Genomic DNA, 15902 nt, shown 5'->3' with positions numbered 1-15902 from the left:
CTCACTCCATTATTTTTTCTTTTTCATTTTCCTTTTCTTTCCCTAACTTAATAACTTGTCCCTCAATGGCATTCACAAAATAATCTACTTTTCGATCTGTTTTTAAATTCCATGTCGGAGCAAGCACCTGTATATTAGAAGCAGAAGATGCTACAAGAGTTGCATATCCAATCTGTGCTTCTTTAAAATGTGTATTTTGTTTTATTCCAGTCTTAAAGTATAAATTTTCTAAAGCTGTTTGAGCGGTAATAATCTCTTGCTCTTTTGCTTTTTCATTCTCACTCATCTCTTTTAAATCAGTTAACATTGTTTGTGTATACGAAATAAATTCACCTTTCTCATTTACATCCACAACAATCATCCCATGATCATTATAAAAGATAGGTTTATCTTTATACTTTTGAAAGAAATAGATTTTCGTTCCTTCCGCTTTACCAAACTCATATTTCTGACCATCTAGCACATAGTTTTTCAAGAACTCACTATATTTATCTTTAGAAAGTGTTTTTGCATTTAACAATGGTTCCTTTAATTTACTTCCAATTGTGTTTAAATCTCGTAAAGTAACTGTTTGGTTTTTTAAAGAGCGGATATCTTCTTCTTTAAATTCCTTATTTTTCGCTGTAATAAAGGAATCTTTCTTTGGTTCTTTTGGGAAATCACCAATGGTAATTTTATCATCTTTTAACTGCTGATCAACCTTTGTTTCTGCCATGAGCTCTAATTGGTTACTATCTTGTTTGTGAATGAATTGAAAAACGAGAAAGAGGTCTAAAATAAAAAAGGTAACAATAAATATTGTTTTAATCCGATTCCAGTCCAATCAGCTCTCCCTCCTTCTCTTCATTCCACTCAAATACTTGATGATCTTCACCATAAATTACATACCAAATTGGCTTTAAGTTTCTTAAGTCTCTATTTGTAACTTGTCCGTTTGTTCCATTCAGCTCAATCTCTGGTACTATTTTATAGCCTATTCCAATGTTCTGGATTAATTTTTTATTTATATTTGAATTTTTTTCTAGAGATTGTATAACCGTCCAACCCGCTGGAAGAGTTGTTTTTATATCTTCACCTGGAAAAATTCTCAACTCAAATAACGGGCGTCTATAATTAATTAATTCTTCTGATCCCCATACTTGCTTTAATTCGGTCATTCCTTCTCGGTTAAATACTGGCAAATCTTCTTCATACAAACGGAATTTGGTTGTCCCTTTAGAATTTATATAGTCAAATCGATAAGCATCAGTTAATCCAGTATGACTATTAACAAATTCAAAACTCCGCTGCATAAGAAGGGTACCATTCATAGGTGCACCCCCATTCATAGGTGCACCACCAGATACAGATGAATTAGTATACTCTAGCATCCGATCCTGTTTGTTTATTTGCATAAGACGAATGCCATCTGTATATGTATCCTCCCTTTCATTAGAAATGGGCTGTACATAACGCGGATCACTAAATAGTGCATTTTTAAATGATTCTACAGGCAGGTCTTGTGTCATATATAATAAATCTTGCACTTCTGTTGAACCATCTGGTAAAAATATTTTTTTCGTATCATTTTTCGTATCATTTATTTCATAAGCAAAATACGGTCTTGCTACAGCTAAAAATTGATTTTGTGCATTTATAATGTCCCTTAGATTCACACCTGTTAATGTCATTTTGTACACTTTACGAGGAGTGCTATAAGAAACGAAATTCACATCAATATTTTGATCACGACTTTTAGAAGGATCGACAACAATACGATCAAAATTAAACATGTCCAATTTCTTATCTTTAATTGTTAATACGCCCCTAATCGCATCAAATGGAATCTCTGTTGGAAAGACAATTTCAATCTTGCCTTCCCCATGCACATAAGTGAGGAAATCACTTTTAGAGATAGAGTTCGTGATATCCTTAAAATCGTGCAATTCCCCTTTTTGAATAAAAGTATATAATAAATTAATATTATTTTTCTTTTCACTTACAAAATGCTTGTTATCCTTATGAACAATCATAGAAGATGGGACAATTACATTTGAAATATCTTTTTTCAGTGCTGCTGCGTTACCTTGAACAAATTTTGTACTCTGCAATGAATTCGAATCAGGTACATAAGTCCATAAATTAAAAGTAAGAAACAGACTAATGACAACTAAGTTAATGAGAACAATGGTTTTAAAGTTTTCCATATTCATTCCCAATCGTCCTCTTCTTCCTTCGCCATTGGAAGGGTGAAATAAATGGTTGTCCCTTTCCCTTCTTCACTTTTCGCCCAAATAGATCCACCATGCGCCTCAATCATTTCCTTAGCGATAGCTAAACCTAGACCTGTTCCACCCATCTGTCTAGAACGCGCCTTATCCACACGATAAAAACGTTCGAAAATCTTCTCTACATTTTCTTTTGGAATACCCATTCCTTGGTCACTCACACTAATTTCTAACATATCCTCTCGATCGCGCAGGCGATATGTTACTGTTCCACCTTCAGGGGAATATTTTAAAGCATTCGAAATAATGTTATATAAAACCTGTGTAATTTTATCAGCATCCATATCAATGAATCGAGATTTCTTAGAGAATGAACGCTTGAAAATTACATTTTGGTCCTTCGACATTTCAAAGCGATCGATAACATTGTTAAAGAAATCTGTAAAATCTACCCATTCTTTCATTAAACGATGTTCTGTACTATCTAATTTAGATAATTGTAACAAGGCATTCACAAGTCGAATCATTCTTTCCGTTTCTTCTTGTGTAACTGTTAAAAATTGCGGTGCGATATTCGGATCTTGCCATGCACCATCACTAAGTGCCTCTAAATAACTACGCATCGTTGTTAACGGCGTCCGTAGTTCATGTGATACATTTGCTACAAACTCACGGCGCTCACGGTCAATTCGCTCTTGTTCTGTTACATCATACAACACAGCGATTAAACCATTTGCTTTACCTGTTTCCTTTTGAATAACAGAAAAACTAGCTCTCAAGATATACGGTTCATTTCGCGTACTGAAATCTAATAAAACAGAATCTGGTTCTTCATATAGATGATCGAGTGTAAATTCCTCTTGAATGCCTAGCACTTCTAAAACAGACTGATCTAATGCCGTTTCACGTGAAACGTTTAACATCTTTTCTGCCGGATCATTTAATAAAATAATGTCCCCTTTTCGATCAGTAGCAATTACACCATCTGTCATATGAGATAAAACAGACGAAAGCTTACGTCTTTCACTTTCAGTCGAAGAACGTGCTTGTTGTAATTTTTTTGATAAATTATTAAACGCTAGTGCTAATTGACCAATTTCATCATGACTGTGTACTTTTACCTTACGGGAGTAATTTCCCTTCGCCATTTCAATTGCTTGTCTTCGCATATCTGAAATTGGTCTTGTAATTGTTTGAGCTAATAAAATTCCTAGAACTGCTGTTACTAATAAAGCAATCACTGTCCCCGTTGCAAAAATTTGATTGATATCCTTCATCTGCTTATAAACATCTTCCATAGAAGCAACGATGTGAATGACACCAATTATTTTCCCCTTCTCTCCTTCAATTGGGGTAGCCATAACTTGGACACGACGACCAGTATTTCCATCTTTCTCAATCTTTCCTTCAGCCTTTTTTTGTACAATAGCCCTTTGCACTGTTATGTCTGTTATTGTTTTCCCTACCATACCTTGCTTAGATGAATTAGATATTGCTAATAAACGCCTGTTTGGGTCAATCACACGTACTTCTTGAATATCCTTTTTCCGGTCTGATGCAAAGTCAGTAATTGATGTTTTAATCGCATTTTCTAAAGGGGGATCTGTTTTTTCACGCTCTTTTGCAAACTCTTGCTTCAAATTATAAGACAGTAAATTCGTTTGTTGTGTTAATGAATCCTTAAAACTTTGTACGAGACTCTTCTCAAGTTCACGAACAAAATATACACCAATAACCTGCATTGCTATCAAAATTAATAGCATATAGATGAGCACAAACTTTAAATGAATCGATTGAAAAAAACCAACTTTCTTCATATACTATTCCTGCTCTGGATCACGCAAGTAATACCCCACCCCACGTCTTGTTACAATTAAAGTTGGGTGACTTGGGTTATCTTCAATTTTTTCACGTAAACGGCGTACTGTTACATCTACTGTACGTACATCTCCAAAATAATCGTAGCCCCAAACCGTTTGTAATAAATGCTCACGCGTCATAACTTGTCCTAAATGCTTCGCCAAATAATGAAGTAATTCAAATTCACGATGTGTAAGTTCAATGCTTTCTTCTCTTTTCGTTACACTGTACGCATTTGGATTAATCACAATTGGCCCAATAACCATTTCTGTATTTTCTTCTTTTTCAGCTGAGCCACCTTGTTGATGACGACGCAAGTTTGCTTTTACACGTGCTAATAATTCACGCGTACTAAATGGTTTTGTTACATAATCATCTGCTCCAAGCTCTAATCCCAATACTTTATCGATTTCAGAATCTTTTGCAGTTAGCATAATGATTGGCATTTCAGAGCTTTTTCGTATTTCACGACAAACCTCTAACCCATCTTTCCCTGGTAACATAATATCCAATAAAACCATATCTGGTTGTTCCTCATTTGCCTTCTCAATAGCTTCGTCACCATCATGCGCCATCACAATTTCAAAACCTTCTTTTTCTAAGTTAAATTTCAAAATATCTGCAATCGGTTTCTCATCATCAACGACTAAGATTTTCTTTCCCATCATTATTTGTTTCCTCCTAATAAAAATATGGTCAATCATCCTCAAACGTGCACAGCTATCTGTATAGCGTATAATCAAACATTCACAGCCTTTGTTTGAGTATTTTCTCCTCTATTCTCATAGAATCACGTATGATCCACATATAAGTGGAACACTATACAATCTATAGAAAAACCTCTAGCTTCAACTGCTAGAGGCTCCTCATTCTATTGTAAAATAACTACTCTCATTTGTAAAATTGAACAATATAAAAAGGATATTAAGTGGGCCCACTTAATATCCTGAGAGTGGCTCGGGACGGAATCGAACCGCCGACACGAGGATTTTCAGTCCTCTGCTCTACCGACTGAGCTACCGAGCCAAAACATATATATAAAACCACTAATGGTGGTATAAACAAAAGTGGCGGTCCCGACCGGGGTCGAACCGGCGATCTCCTGCGTGACAGGCAGGCATGTTAACCACTACACCACGGGACCACAAAACATATATAAAAGACATGACCCGTACGGGATTCGAACCCGTGTTACCGCCGTGAAAGGGCGGTGTCTTAACCACTTGACCAACGGGCCACGAAAAATAAAATGGTGAGCCATGAAGGACTCGAACCTTCGACCCTCTGATTAAAAGTCAGATGCTCTACCAACTGAGCTAATGGCTCATACTCACCAACGTCATATTTTCGTGACGACAAGAGTTATCATAACATAATGGCTTTTGTTTTTGCAATACCTTTTTATATTTTTTTATACAAGATAAGAAAAAACTCATGTTTACATGAGTTTTTTCTTAAATAAACCAATTTTATATCAATTAACCACCGTATACGTTACGAACGATGTTTGTTTGATTACGATCTGGACCAACAGAGAACATAGATAATTGGATACCTGTTAATTGAGACACACGCTCTACATAATGTCTTGCATTTTCAGGAAGTTCAGCTAATGTTTTTACACCTGTAATATCTTCTGTCCAGCCTGGAAGTTCTTCATATACTGGTTCACATTTTGCTAAAATGTTTAAGTTTGCTGGAACTTCATCCAGAACTTCTCCATTATATTTATATGCGATACAGATTTTCACAGTTGGAATACCTGTTAATACGTCGATAGAATTTAAAGATAAATCTGTTAAACCACTAACGCGGCGTGCGTGTCTTACAACAACACTATCAAACCAACCTACGCGACGTGGACGACCAGTTGTTGTACCATATTCACGACCAACTTCACGAATTTGATGACCAGTTTCATCATGAAGTTCAGTAGGGAATGGACCGTCACCAACACGGCTTGTATATGCTTTACATACACCTACTACACGATTGATTTTAGAAGGACCAACTCCAGAACCGATTGTTACACCACCAGCAACTGGGTTAGAAGATGTAACGAATGGATACGTACCTTGATCAATATCAAGCATTACGCCTTGTGCACCTTCAAATAATACGCGGCGTCCTTCATCTAACGCATCATTTAATACAACAGATGTATCGCATACGTGTTGCGCGATTCTTTGACCATATTCAAAGTACTCTTCAAAGATTTCATCTGCGTTAAAGCCTTCTGCATCATACATTTTTTCAAATAGACGATTTTTTTCTGCTAAATTGCGTTCAAGCTTTTCTTTAAATGCTTCACGATCTAAAAGATCAGCCATACGAATACCAACGCGAGCAGCTTTATCCATGTATGCTGGACCAATACCTTTTTTCGTTGTACCGATTTTGTTATCACCTTTACGCTCTTCTTCTAACTCATCTTGTTTTAAGTGATAAGGTAAAATAACGTGCGCACGGTTACTAATACGTAAATTATCAGTGCTTACACCACGATCATGTAAGTATTTTAATTCTACAAGTAATGCTTTTGGATCTACTACCATACCGTTTCCGATAACACAAATTTTTTCTTTATAGAAAATACCAGATGGAATTAAGTGTAGTTTATACTTAACACCGCCGAAAACAATTGTATGTCCTGCGTTGTTCCCACCTTGATATCTTGCAACTACTTCCGCATGTTCAGAAAGGAAATCAGTAATTTTACCTTTTCCTTCATCGCCCCACTGTGTTCCTACAACTACTACTGAAGACATTATTCAAGCACCTCCGCAATTTTCAAACGAACTTTTCAAACAATATAATTGTACCAAAATGAAAAGAGAAGTCAATTTAAAAACGAACATTTTTTTATCTTTTATCTTTTTCGTTCGTAAGAATTCTTTATTCACATGATGAAAACCTTATCTTTTGTTCATAAAAAAAGAAACACATCTTATTATAAGAAATGTGTTTCTTTTTTATACTTCCGCTATGCCGGTGGTGCATGTCCATCGTCAAAACGACGCTCTAAGTTTACGAATTTATTAAATTCCTTCACAAATGCGAGCTCTACAGAACCTACCGGGCCATTACGTTGCTTTGCAATGATAATTTCAATCGTGTTTTTATTTTCCGTTTCACGATCATAGTAATCTTCACGATACAAGAACGCCACAATGTCGGCATCCTGCTCAATACTTCCTGATTCACGAATATCAGACATCATCGGACGTTTATCTTGACGGGATTCAACACCACGAGACAGCTGAGATAAGGCAATAACAGGCACTTGTAGCTCACGTGCGATTCCTTTTAATGTACGGGAAATTTCAGATACTTCCTGCTGACGGTTTTCACCAGATTTCCCACTACCTTGAATAAGCTGTAAGTAATCGATTAAAATCATTCCAAGTCCCTGTTCTTGCTTTAATCTGCGGCATTTCGCACGAATTTCACTAACTCGAATTCCCGGCGTATCATCAATATATATTCCAGCATTCGAAAGACTTCCCATCGCCATTGTCAACTTTGCCCAATCATCTGAAGTTAACGAGCCAGTACGAAGCCTTTGTGCATCAATATTTCCTTCTGCACAAAGCATACGCATAACAAGCTGATCAGCACCCATCTCCAAACTAAAAATTGCTACATTTTCATCTGTTTTAGTTGCCACATTCTGCGCGATATTCAGTGAAAATGCCGTTTTTCCCACCGAAGGACGGGCTGCCACAATGATTAAATCGTTACGCTGAAATCCCGCTGTCATCTTATCTAATTCAGTAAACCCAGTTGGTATCCCTGTAACTTCACCTTTTTGATTATGCAAAAGTTCAATTTTATCATAAGCATCTACAAGAACATCCTTAATATTTTGGAATGCTTTTGCATTTGTTTGATGTGATACTTCTAATATTTTTTTCTCCGCTTCATTTAGCAAGCCTTCTACATCATCTTCGCGTTCATAACCATCTGATACAATGTGAGTTGCTGTTCGAATCAAACGACGCAAAAGTGCTTTTTCTGCAATAATACGTGCATAATACTCTACGTTAGCAGCTGTCGGAACAGCTTCCGCTAATTCAGCTAAATAAGAAACACCACCAACTTCTTCTAACAACCCTTGATCAGCAAGCGCTGATGTTGCGGTAACTAAATCAATAGGTTCTCCTTTATCAGATAGCTTAAGCATAACTTCAAAAATCTTTTGGTGTGCTGTTCGATAGAAAGATTCAGGCATTAGCAGTTCTGAAGCTGCAGTTAACGCATCCTGATCAAGAAATATCGCCCCTAAAACCGCTTGCTCAGCCTCTATATTATGCGGAGGGGTACGATCAGCAAATACATCACTCATGCGCAATCCTCCTTGCCTAACTTATTTTTATTGTTCACTAACATGAACTTTTACTGTCGCTGTTACTTGTGGATGTAATTTTACAATTACATTTGTATATCCTAATGTACGAATTGCATCGTCCATTTCAAACTTACGTTTATCAAGCTTAATATTATGTGCTTTTTGCATCGCATCTACAATTTGTTTACTTGTAATAGAACCAAATAAACGACCACCTTCACCAGACTTCGCTTTTAATTCTACAGTTAATTTCTCTAGAGTTTCTTTTAACTCTTTCGCATTCTCAAGTTCAGCCGCTGCATCTTTTTCTTCTTTACGTTTTTGTGCTTCTAACGTTTTCATGCTGCTATTTGTTGCTTCCGCAGCTAATCCTTGTTTTAGTAAGAAGTTATTTGCATAACCATCTGGTACGTTCTTTATTTCTCCTTTTTTCCCTTTACCTTTTACGTCTTTTAGAAAAATTACCTTCATGATTGTGTGCCTCCCTGTAAATAGTCATCAATAACAAATTGAAGTTTATCTTGAGCTTCATCTACTGTTACATTTTTCATTTGTGTAGCTGCATTCGTTAAATGTCCGCCGCCACCTAGATTTTCCATAATTAGTTGCACGTTCACTTCACCTAAAGAACGCCCACTAATCCCGATGAAGCTTTCCCCACGTTTTGCAATGACAAAAGATGCGATTACTCCTGTCATTGTCAGCAACGTATCAGCTGATTGTGCGATTAATACTTGATCATAATATTCATCGCCGTCTACTTTGGCAATTGCAATTCCATTTTTATAAATGTACGCATTTTGAATCGTTTTTGCAACTCGTAAATATTGCCTCATATCTTCTTTTAACAATTCTTGTACAAGAACCGTATCCGCTCCATGCGAACGCAGATAAGAAGCCGCATCAAATGTACGGGCGCCTGTCCGGAATGTAAAGCTTTTCGTATCGACTATAATCCCTGCAAGTAATGCTGTAGCTTCTAACATTGTCATTTTCAAACGTTTCGGCTGATATTCAAGAAGTTCCGTGACAAGTTCAGCTGTCGAAGACGCATATGGCTCCATGTACACAAGAAGAGGATCCTCAATAAATTCCTCACCGCGGCGATGATGATCAATCACAACTACATTTTCAATCTTATGCAAAAGCTTTTCTTCCATCACCATTGATGGTTTGTGCGTATCAACAACGACAAGCAATGAATCGTCTGTTACAAATTCCATAGCCTGCTGTGGTGTAATAAAACGAGACCATAAATCCTCATTTTGCTTTACCTTATCCATTAAACGTTTAATACCCTTATCAGAATCATTCTCGTCTAGTACAATGTACCCTTCACGCTCATTCAACTGTGCTACTTTTAAAATTCCAATGGCCGCCCCAATCGCATCCATATCAGGAGCTCTATGACCCATTATAATAACATTACTGCTCTCTAATACTAAATCTTTTAATGCATGAGAGATAACCCGTGCACGTACACGCGTGCGTTTTTCCACTGGATTTGTCTTGCCACCATAAAATTTCACTTTACCTGTCGCTTGTTTAATCGCAACTTGATCTCCACCTCGCCCTAAAGCAAGATCTAAACCCGATTGTGCCATCGCACCAAGCTCTGATAAAGATAAGTCGCCTGATCCTACGCCAATACTTAATGTAAGTGGAATATTTCGTTTTGATGTTTCTTCACGCACTTGATCTAAAATATCAAACTTTCCTTTCTCCATTTGTGCCAGAATACTTTCATTTAACACAACAAAGAATCTCTCTGAAGAAGCTCGTTTTAAATATGCACCGTATTTGATAGCCCACTCATTTAGACGTGATGTCACAAGACTCGTGATGTTCGTACGCAATTGGTCATCCAAACCTTGTGTAACTTCATCATAGTTGTCCAAATAAATAATCGCGAGAACTGTACGCTGATCCTCATACATTTTTTCAATTTCTGTTTGCTCTGTTACATCGAAGAAATAAATTAACTTTTCTTCTTTCCTTACAAACACACGAAACTTACGATTATTTAAAGATACAATATCATCCGCAGTTTCTCCTTTAATAAAGAGGAGTAATGTTTCTGATACATCATACAAATGCCATCCCGCTAAAGAGTGTTGCCCCAAGCAAGAAGACAAATAAGGATTTGCCCAATCAATTCCATAATCCTTATTGTATAACAAAATACCAATTGGCATTTGATTAAACGCTTCATTACTCACTTTCTTTACTCTTGTAATCATATCCGTTGTATACTTTTCAAAATTCCTCTGAAAGGCTAGCTCAAATCGAATTACAAAAAAGAGAACAATACAAAAAATAAAAAAAGCGGCCATTCCCATTATCCAATGCAAATAACCGAGAATGGTAATAAGCACAAGCATAAAAAAAGCTAATACATAAACAGGATATAAAAACCGCTGTCTCTTATAAAATTCAGGCATGTACCCAACTCCTATAAAGTAAAACTAACACAAATAGGAAATCATTCAATTTCCATTAGCGGTTAGTTGAACAGATTAAAAGCCTCCAAGTTAAGCTCCCATTAAAAGCTTCCGTCACATAATAAACTTTTATATAAATACAAATTGAAAAACCGGCATAAAATCCTTCTTTTTAGGTGGAAGAGCGCCTCCGCCCATGCATAGTAGCGGTCAGATCCTCTCCCCGCCCCATGCCAAGTGAAAACAAAGCGAGATAATGAGTACAGTTTTCATAGCAGTGACTTATATGCCAAAAACCTAAAAGTACGATTGGTGATGGAAGTTTCATTGATCTGATCTCATCTCTCGTTGTCACTTATTTTGGTTGTATTTTAGAACGTAACGAAAAGCCTAAATCAATTATACCTAAGATTGTTACTAGTGGAAACAACATTGGAATAATCATACATATGATAAAACTGAGAATAGGGATCGCTTTTGCATAACCTTTTACATGCGCAAAGAAGGCTATAAATGAAAAACCTTGGAATAGGAGCAGCAATGAAAAGATGGCATATAGATTAGAAAATGCCATATATACATATGAATCTGATTCCACCTTCATAAATGTTGAAAGTAAAATACATACTACATAATACCAGACAATGCTTTTTGGCAATCGCATATCCCTAAACTTAGGCCATGGCTCTATCGTATACTTTAATCTCTTTAAAACATTCCCCGCTATTAATACTGTAATCCAAGAATATATTAAAGAAACCATTACAAGCAAACTTGGCAGAAGAATTCGAAGCATATCACTAAATTGCCCTAATAAATCTTTTTGCTCTTGGCTAATTGGCGCACCTGCTGCCTTCATTATTTTTTCACTTTGTTCCATTCCTTGTTTGAACATATCTTGCATTTCCTTAAGAAAATCTATGTTGAAAAATTGTATACTCGCTACATAAACTAGTACAAAATTAAGCAAATATACAAGCGTTCCTACCAATAATATTTCTGCTGGTCCTTTTTTCTTCTTATACATATATCCTAAAGAGATGCCTATTATGCCTGACATGAATGTATTCACAAGACTAAGTGGCGAACTAATAATGATAGTAACAAGAATCGATGCTCCAAACAGCATACATGTACTAGAAAACGGATACCTTACCATAAACAATAGAAAAGGCAATGGAAGTGCAAATATTGCAATCATACTTATAACAGGTACATACAAGAATGTTAAAAGTAAAACTGCATATACAGCTAACAAAACTGCCCCTTCTGTAATAAGCCTTGTACGTTTCATCTTTTACCTCCTATTTCTAAAAAGAAAAGCATAGCAAAATGCACAGTAGAGTCGGACTCTACTGTGCATTTCATACGCTATTATTCACCAACATATGGTAAAAGTGCCATTTGACGAGCACGTTTAATTGCAACTGTAAGTTTGCGTTGGTATTTTGCGCTTGTTCCTGTTACACGACGAGGTAAAATTTTACCACGCTCAGAAACGAAACGTTTCAATAAATCAACATCTTTATAGTCAATGCGAGTGATGCCGTTAGATGTGAAGAAACACACCTTACGACGTTTCGCACGTCCACCTTTGCGTCCTGCCATGTCTATTTCCCTCCATTCTTTGTTAAAAATAACCGATTTATACCATTAGAATGGTAAATCGTCGTCCGAAATATCAATCGGTTGACCTACATTTGAAAATGGATCGTCATTCTTCGTAAATCCAGAGTTACCTGAGTTACCTGAGTTACCAGATTGACCAAATGGGTTAGAGCCTTGGTTACCGTAACCAGCTCCTGATGGTTGCTGATTGAATGAACCACGTTGCTCCCCACCGCCATTACGCGGCTCTAAAAATTGTACGCTCTCCGCAAGAACCTCTGTTACATATACACGTTTACCATCTTGTCCCTCATAATTACGAGTTTGAAGACGTCCATCTACGCCTGCTAAGCTACCTTTTTTCAAATAATTCGCCACGTTTTCTGCTTGTTTACGCCATATTACACAATTAATAAAGTCAGCTTCACGCTCACCTTGTTGATTTGCAAATGCGCGATTTACAGCTAACGTGAAAGTAGCTACCGCAACACCATTGGGCGTGTAACGTAAGTCAGGGTCCTTAGTTAAACGACCAACGAGGATAACACGATTCATCAATCGAACCACTCTCCCTATATATCTTAATTATTTTTCTTCTTCTTTAACAACGATGTGACGAAGGATATCTTCGTTGATCTTAGCTAAACGATCGAATTCCTTAACAGCTTCTGCATCAGAATTTACGTTTAAGATCATGTAGAAACCGTCACGTAAGTCGTTGATTTCGTAAGCTAAACGACGCTTACCCCACTCTTTCGTGTTAATGATTTCTGCACCATTATTAGTTAAAACGCCTGCGAAGCGCTCAACTAAAGCTTTTTGAGCTTCTTCCTCCATGTTTGGACGGATGATGTACATGATTTCGTACTTTTTCATTACACTTTCACCTCCTTTTGGTCTAAACGGCCCATAATGGGCAAGGAGCAATTAATTATATAGTAATTACTCACGAGTTTAGATTATATCATAGTAAGTTAGATGAATCAACTAACCAATAAATAAAAAACTTGGCAAACATATGATACATTTGCCAAGTTTATATCCCTATTTTTCCTAGGAAATATAAAATTACACGTTAAAGCGGAAGTGCATAACATCTCCATCTTTTACGATATACTCTTTTCCTTCTAAACGTACTTTTCCAGCTTCTTTAGCTGCTGTCATAGAGCCGTTCTCCATTAGATCATCATATGAAACTGTTTCAGCACGAATAAATCCACGTTCAAAGTCTGTATGGATAACACCAGCACATTGTGGTGCCTTCATACCTTTCTTAAACGTCCATGCACGTACTTCTTGTACACCAGCTGTGAAATAAGTAGCTAAGCCTAATAAATCGTATGCAGCACGAATCAGCTGATCTAAACCTGATTCTTCGATGCCTAACTCTTCAAGGAATACTTTTTTCTCTTCCTCATCTAACTCAGCAATTTCTGATTCAATTTTTGCACAAACAACAATTACTTGTGAATTTTCATTTGCCGCAAATTCTTTTACCATCTGCACATATTCATTTTCAGATGGATCCATGATATCATCTTCACTTACGTTTGCTACATAAAGCATCTCTTTCGTCGTAAGCAAATGAAGACCTTTAACAATTTTCATTTGTTCTTCTGTAAACTCAACAGTACGAGCTGGTTTTCCCGCTTCAAATGCTTCCTTTAAGCGAACTAAAATTTCGTGCTCATATACTGCTTCTTTATCCTTTTGTCTTGCTAATTTCGCTACACGTTCAATACGTTTATCAACAGATTCTAAATCTGCTAAAATCAGCTCTAAATTGATTGTTTCAATATCATCAATTGGATCTACTTTTCCTGAAACGTGTGTAATATTTTCATCTTCAAAACAACGAACAACTTGGCAAATTGCGTCTACTTGGCGAATATGAGATAAGAATTTGTTTCCTAATCCTTCACCTTTACTTGCACCTTTTACGATACCTGCGATATCAGTAAATTCAAATACAGTCGGAACAGTTTTTTTCGGTTCCACTAGTTCCGTTAATTTATTTAAGCGTTCATCTGGTACTTCTACAATCCCTACGTTCGGATCAATTGTACAGAATGGATAGTTTGCAGATTCTGCTCCCGCTTGTGTAATTGCATTAAATAATGTTGATTTCCCTACGTTAGGTAAACCAACAATCCCAGCCGTTAATCCCATATTTTTCACTCCTATGTCTCAATCTTCCATCATTATAGATAGTAACGAATAAAATGACAAGTTCCCTAAAAGTTCAAAAAAGTAACAGCTACCTGGAGCAGCTGTTACTTCTTCTCTATTCTTCATGCTTTACAAGAATTTTTTTCACCTTGCGATCAAACTCTCTTCGAGGAATCATTACCGAATGGCCACATCCCTCGCACTTAATGCGGATATCCATTCCCATACGAATAATTTTCCAACGATTTGCACCACATGGATGGGCCTTCTTCATTTCCACAACATCGTACAAGTTATATTGCTTTTGCTCCACTCTCTAAACCCCTCTCACAACTAATTTGCTTTTTCACTAACCATTTCTTCACGATTATATAAGACCATACGTGGATATGGAATTTCAATACCATGTAAATCAAGACGATTTTTAATCTCTTTACGAAGGGCTCTAGCAATAGCCATATGTTTCATTGGTTCTACTTCAGAGACAACACGTAGTACAACTTCAGATGCAGCAAGTGTTTGAATTCCTAATAATTCTGGTTTTGCTACCATTTCTTCATATCTTTCAGGTAATTCCTCTAATAAATCTTCAATTACCTGTTCTGCTCGTGCTATATCACCTTCATAGGAAATTGATATATCAACAAAAGCTACACTATTACTAATGGAAAAGTTCGTTACTTGTGTAATACCACCATTTGGCAAAATATGAATTTCCCCTGTCCAGCTTTTTATCTTTGTTGTGCGTAATCCAATTTCTAAAACTACACCTTCAAATTGGCCGATACGAACATGGTCACCTACTGAAAACTGATCTTCTAATAAAATAAACAATCCTGTAATAACATCTTTTACTAAGCTTTGAGCACCAAAACCGACCGCTAAACCGATTACCCCAGCCCCAGCTAGTAAACCTGATGCATTAATGTTAAATACGCCTAAAATCGCTATTAACATTATGAACATAACAACGTATGCCACAATGTTTTCAAGCAATTTCGCTACTGTAACTGTACGACGCTCTGAGATTTGAATTGGTGAACGACTTCCCATACGGAATGCATTTCTTACAATTGCTCTAGCAATACGTACTACTACTGCACCAAGTACTAAAATTATCAATATTTTTAATGTTGCCATTCCGACATAAGCCCAACGATCTGAATCTAATAAATATCTCTTGGTAGCTTCGAATCCTTGTGTTAATAAATCCATATACTTCTACCTCTCCGATAAAAATTTCTTTTTCATTCATTCTTTATTGTATCA

The 15902-nt window shown here is 36.6% G+C and carries 15 protein-coding genes and 4 tRNA genes; all 19 read right to left on the bottom strand.

Annotated elements, in window-relative coordinates; translation table 11 throughout:
* Position 1: 1 nt before the first annotated feature.
* Entirely contained in the window at positions 2 to 823 is an 822-nt protein-coding gene (locus ACM6HU_RS13860) for a two-component system regulatory protein YycI (protein ID WP_016112811.1), read from the bottom strand.
* Complete coding sequence (locus tag ACM6HU_RS13855; RefSeq protein ID WP_414848226.1) at positions 804 to 2192, bottom strand: YycH family regulatory protein; 1389 nt, start codon at positions 2190 to 2192, stop codon at positions 804 to 806. Before ACM6HU_RS13855 ends, ACM6HU_RS13860 begins: the two co-directional genes overlap by 20 nt.
* Positions 2189 to 4024, bottom strand: coding sequence for a cell wall metabolism sensor histidine kinase WalK (gene walK / locus ACM6HU_RS13850; protein ID WP_016112813.1), 1836 nt, complete (start codon positions 4022 to 4024; stop codon positions 2189 to 2191). The genes ACM6HU_RS13855 and walK overlap by 4 nt, the downstream gene beginning before the upstream one ends.
* 3 nt (positions 4025 to 4027) lie before the next feature.
* Positions 4028 to 4735 carry a cell wall metabolism DNA-binding response regulator WalR gene (walR, locus tag ACM6HU_RS13845; protein ID WP_000971870.1) on the bottom strand — a complete coding sequence of 236 codons (708 nt, stop codon included), beginning with the start codon at positions 4733 to 4735 and terminating at the stop codon, positions 4028 to 4030.
* Positions 4736 to 5020: 285 nt separating this feature from the next.
* A tRNA-Phe gene (locus ACM6HU_RS13840) sits at positions 5021 to 5093 on the bottom strand.
* 42 nt (positions 5094 to 5135) lie between these two features.
* Positions 5136 to 5211 (bottom strand) — tRNA-Asp (locus tag ACM6HU_RS13835).
* Between the two features lie 21 nt (positions 5212 to 5232).
* Positions 5233 to 5304: transfer RNA gene (locus tag ACM6HU_RS13830), tRNA-Glu, on the bottom strand.
* Positions 5305 to 5317: 13 nt separating this feature from the next.
* A tRNA-Lys gene (locus tag ACM6HU_RS13825) sits at positions 5318 to 5393 on the bottom strand.
* 152 nt (positions 5394 to 5545) lie between these two features.
* Positions 5546 to 6835, bottom strand: coding sequence for an adenylosuccinate synthase (locus ACM6HU_RS13820; RefSeq protein WP_016112814.1), 1290 nt, complete (start codon positions 6833 to 6835; stop codon positions 5546 to 5548).
* 215 nt (positions 6836 to 7050) lie between these two features.
* Positions 7051 to 8412 (bottom strand): replicative DNA helicase, encoded by a 1362-nt coding sequence (gene dnaB, locus ACM6HU_RS13815; protein WP_016112815.1) that lies wholly within the window; start codon positions 8410 to 8412, stop codon positions 7051 to 7053.
* A gap of 27 nt (positions 8413 to 8439) precedes the next feature.
* Complete coding sequence (rplI, locus tag ACM6HU_RS13810; protein ID WP_016112816.1) at positions 8440 to 8886, bottom strand: 50S ribosomal protein L9; 447 nt, start codon at positions 8884 to 8886, stop codon at positions 8440 to 8442.
* Complete coding sequence (locus ACM6HU_RS13805; RefSeq protein ID WP_016112817.1) at positions 8883 to 10856, bottom strand: DHH family phosphoesterase; 1974 nt, start codon at positions 10854 to 10856, stop codon at positions 8883 to 8885. The genes rplI and ACM6HU_RS13805 overlap by 4 nt, the downstream gene beginning before the upstream one ends.
* 355 nt (positions 10857 to 11211) lie before the next feature.
* Positions 11212 to 12150, bottom strand: a complete 939-nt coding sequence (locus ACM6HU_RS13800) for a YybS family protein (protein ID WP_088094027.1) — start codon at positions 12148 to 12150, stop codon at positions 11212 to 11214.
* A gap of 80 nt (positions 12151 to 12230) precedes the next feature.
* The gene (gene rpsR, locus ACM6HU_RS13795; RefSeq protein WP_000918874.1) at positions 12231 to 12464 is read right to left on the bottom strand and encodes a 30S ribosomal protein S18; all 234 of its coding nucleotides are present in this window, start codon (positions 12462 to 12464) and stop codon (positions 12231 to 12233) included.
* Between the two features lie 45 nt (positions 12465 to 12509).
* Complete coding sequence (ssb, locus tag ACM6HU_RS13790; RefSeq protein ID WP_016112819.1) at positions 12510 to 13022, bottom strand: single-stranded DNA-binding protein; 513 nt, start codon at positions 13020 to 13022, stop codon at positions 12510 to 12512.
* A 27-nt stretch (positions 13023 to 13049) separates the two neighbouring features.
* The gene (gene rpsF / locus ACM6HU_RS13785; RefSeq protein WP_003209337.1) at positions 13050 to 13340 is read right to left on the bottom strand and encodes a 30S ribosomal protein S6; all 291 of its coding nucleotides are present in this window, start codon (positions 13338 to 13340) and stop codon (positions 13050 to 13052) included.
* A gap of 192 nt (positions 13341 to 13532) precedes the next feature.
* Positions 13533 to 14633 carry a redox-regulated ATPase YchF gene (gene ychF / locus ACM6HU_RS13780; protein WP_006096782.1) on the bottom strand — a complete coding sequence of 367 codons (1101 nt, stop codon included), beginning with the start codon at positions 14631 to 14633 and terminating at the stop codon, positions 13533 to 13535.
* A 115-nt stretch (positions 14634 to 14748) separates the two neighbouring features.
* Complete coding sequence (locus ACM6HU_RS13775; RefSeq protein ID WP_016112820.1) at positions 14749 to 14946, bottom strand: DUF951 domain-containing protein; 198 nt, start codon at positions 14944 to 14946, stop codon at positions 14749 to 14751.
* A gap of 20 nt (positions 14947 to 14966) precedes the next feature.
* Positions 14967 to 15848 (bottom strand): mechanosensitive ion channel family protein, encoded by an 882-nt coding sequence (locus ACM6HU_RS13770; protein WP_016112821.1) that lies wholly within the window; start codon positions 15846 to 15848, stop codon positions 14967 to 14969.
* Between the last annotated feature and the right edge of the window lie 54 nt (positions 15849 to 15902).

The sequence above is a fragment of the Bacillus sp. IT-79MI2 genome, assembly GCF_949768135.1.
In the GTDB taxonomy this organism is placed as follows: Bacteria; Bacillota; Bacilli; order Bacillales; family Bacillaceae_G; genus Bacillus_A; species Bacillus_A pseudomycoides.
This window is presented reverse-complemented; position numbering and strand designations above follow the sequence as displayed.

Bases quoted from the DNA above. Each gene is read 5' to 3' on its own strand.
- dnaB (WP_016112815.1), bottom strand. From the start codon at position 8,412: ATGAGTGATGTATTTGCTGATCGTACCCCTCCGCATAATATAGAGGCT.
- ychF (WP_006096782.1), bottom strand. From the start codon at position 14,633: ATGGGATTAACGGCTGGGATTGTTGGTTTACCTAACGTAGGGAAATCA.
- rpsR (WP_000918874.1), bottom strand. From the start codon at position 12,464: ATGGCAGGACGCAAAGGTGGACGTGCGAAACGTCGTAAGGTGTGTTTC.
- ACM6HU_RS13770 (WP_016112821.1), bottom strand. From the start codon at position 15,848: ATGGATTTATTAACACAAGGATTCGAAGCTACCAAGAGATATTTATTA.
- rplI (WP_016112816.1), bottom strand. From the start codon at position 8,886: ATGAAGGTAATTTTTCTAAAAGACGTAAAAGGTAAAGGGAAAAAAGGA.
- ACM6HU_RS13805 (WP_016112817.1), bottom strand. From the start codon at position 10,856: ATGCCTGAATTTTATAAGAGACAGCGGTTTTTATATCCTGTTTATGTA.
- ACM6HU_RS13855 (WP_414848226.1), bottom strand. From the start codon at position 2,192: ATGAATATGGAAAACTTTAAAACCATTGTTCTCATTAACTTAGTTGTC.
- walK (WP_016112813.1), bottom strand. From the start codon at position 4,024: ATGAAGAAAGTTGGTTTTTTTCAATCGATTCATTTAAAGTTTGTGCTC.
- ACM6HU_RS13820 (WP_016112814.1), bottom strand. From the start codon at position 6,835: ATGTCTTCAGTAGTAGTTGTAGGAACACAGTGGGGCGATGAAGGAAAA.
- walR (WP_000971870.1), bottom strand. From the start codon at position 4,735: ATGATGGGAAAGAAAATCTTAGTCGTTGATGATGAGAAACCGATTGCA.
- ACM6HU_RS13800 (WP_088094027.1), bottom strand. From the start codon at position 12,150: ATGAAACGTACAAGGCTTATTACAGAAGGGGCAGTTTTGTTAGCTGTA.
- rpsF (WP_003209337.1), bottom strand. From the start codon at position 13,340: ATGAAAAAGTACGAAATCATGTACATCATCCGTCCAAACATGGAGGAA.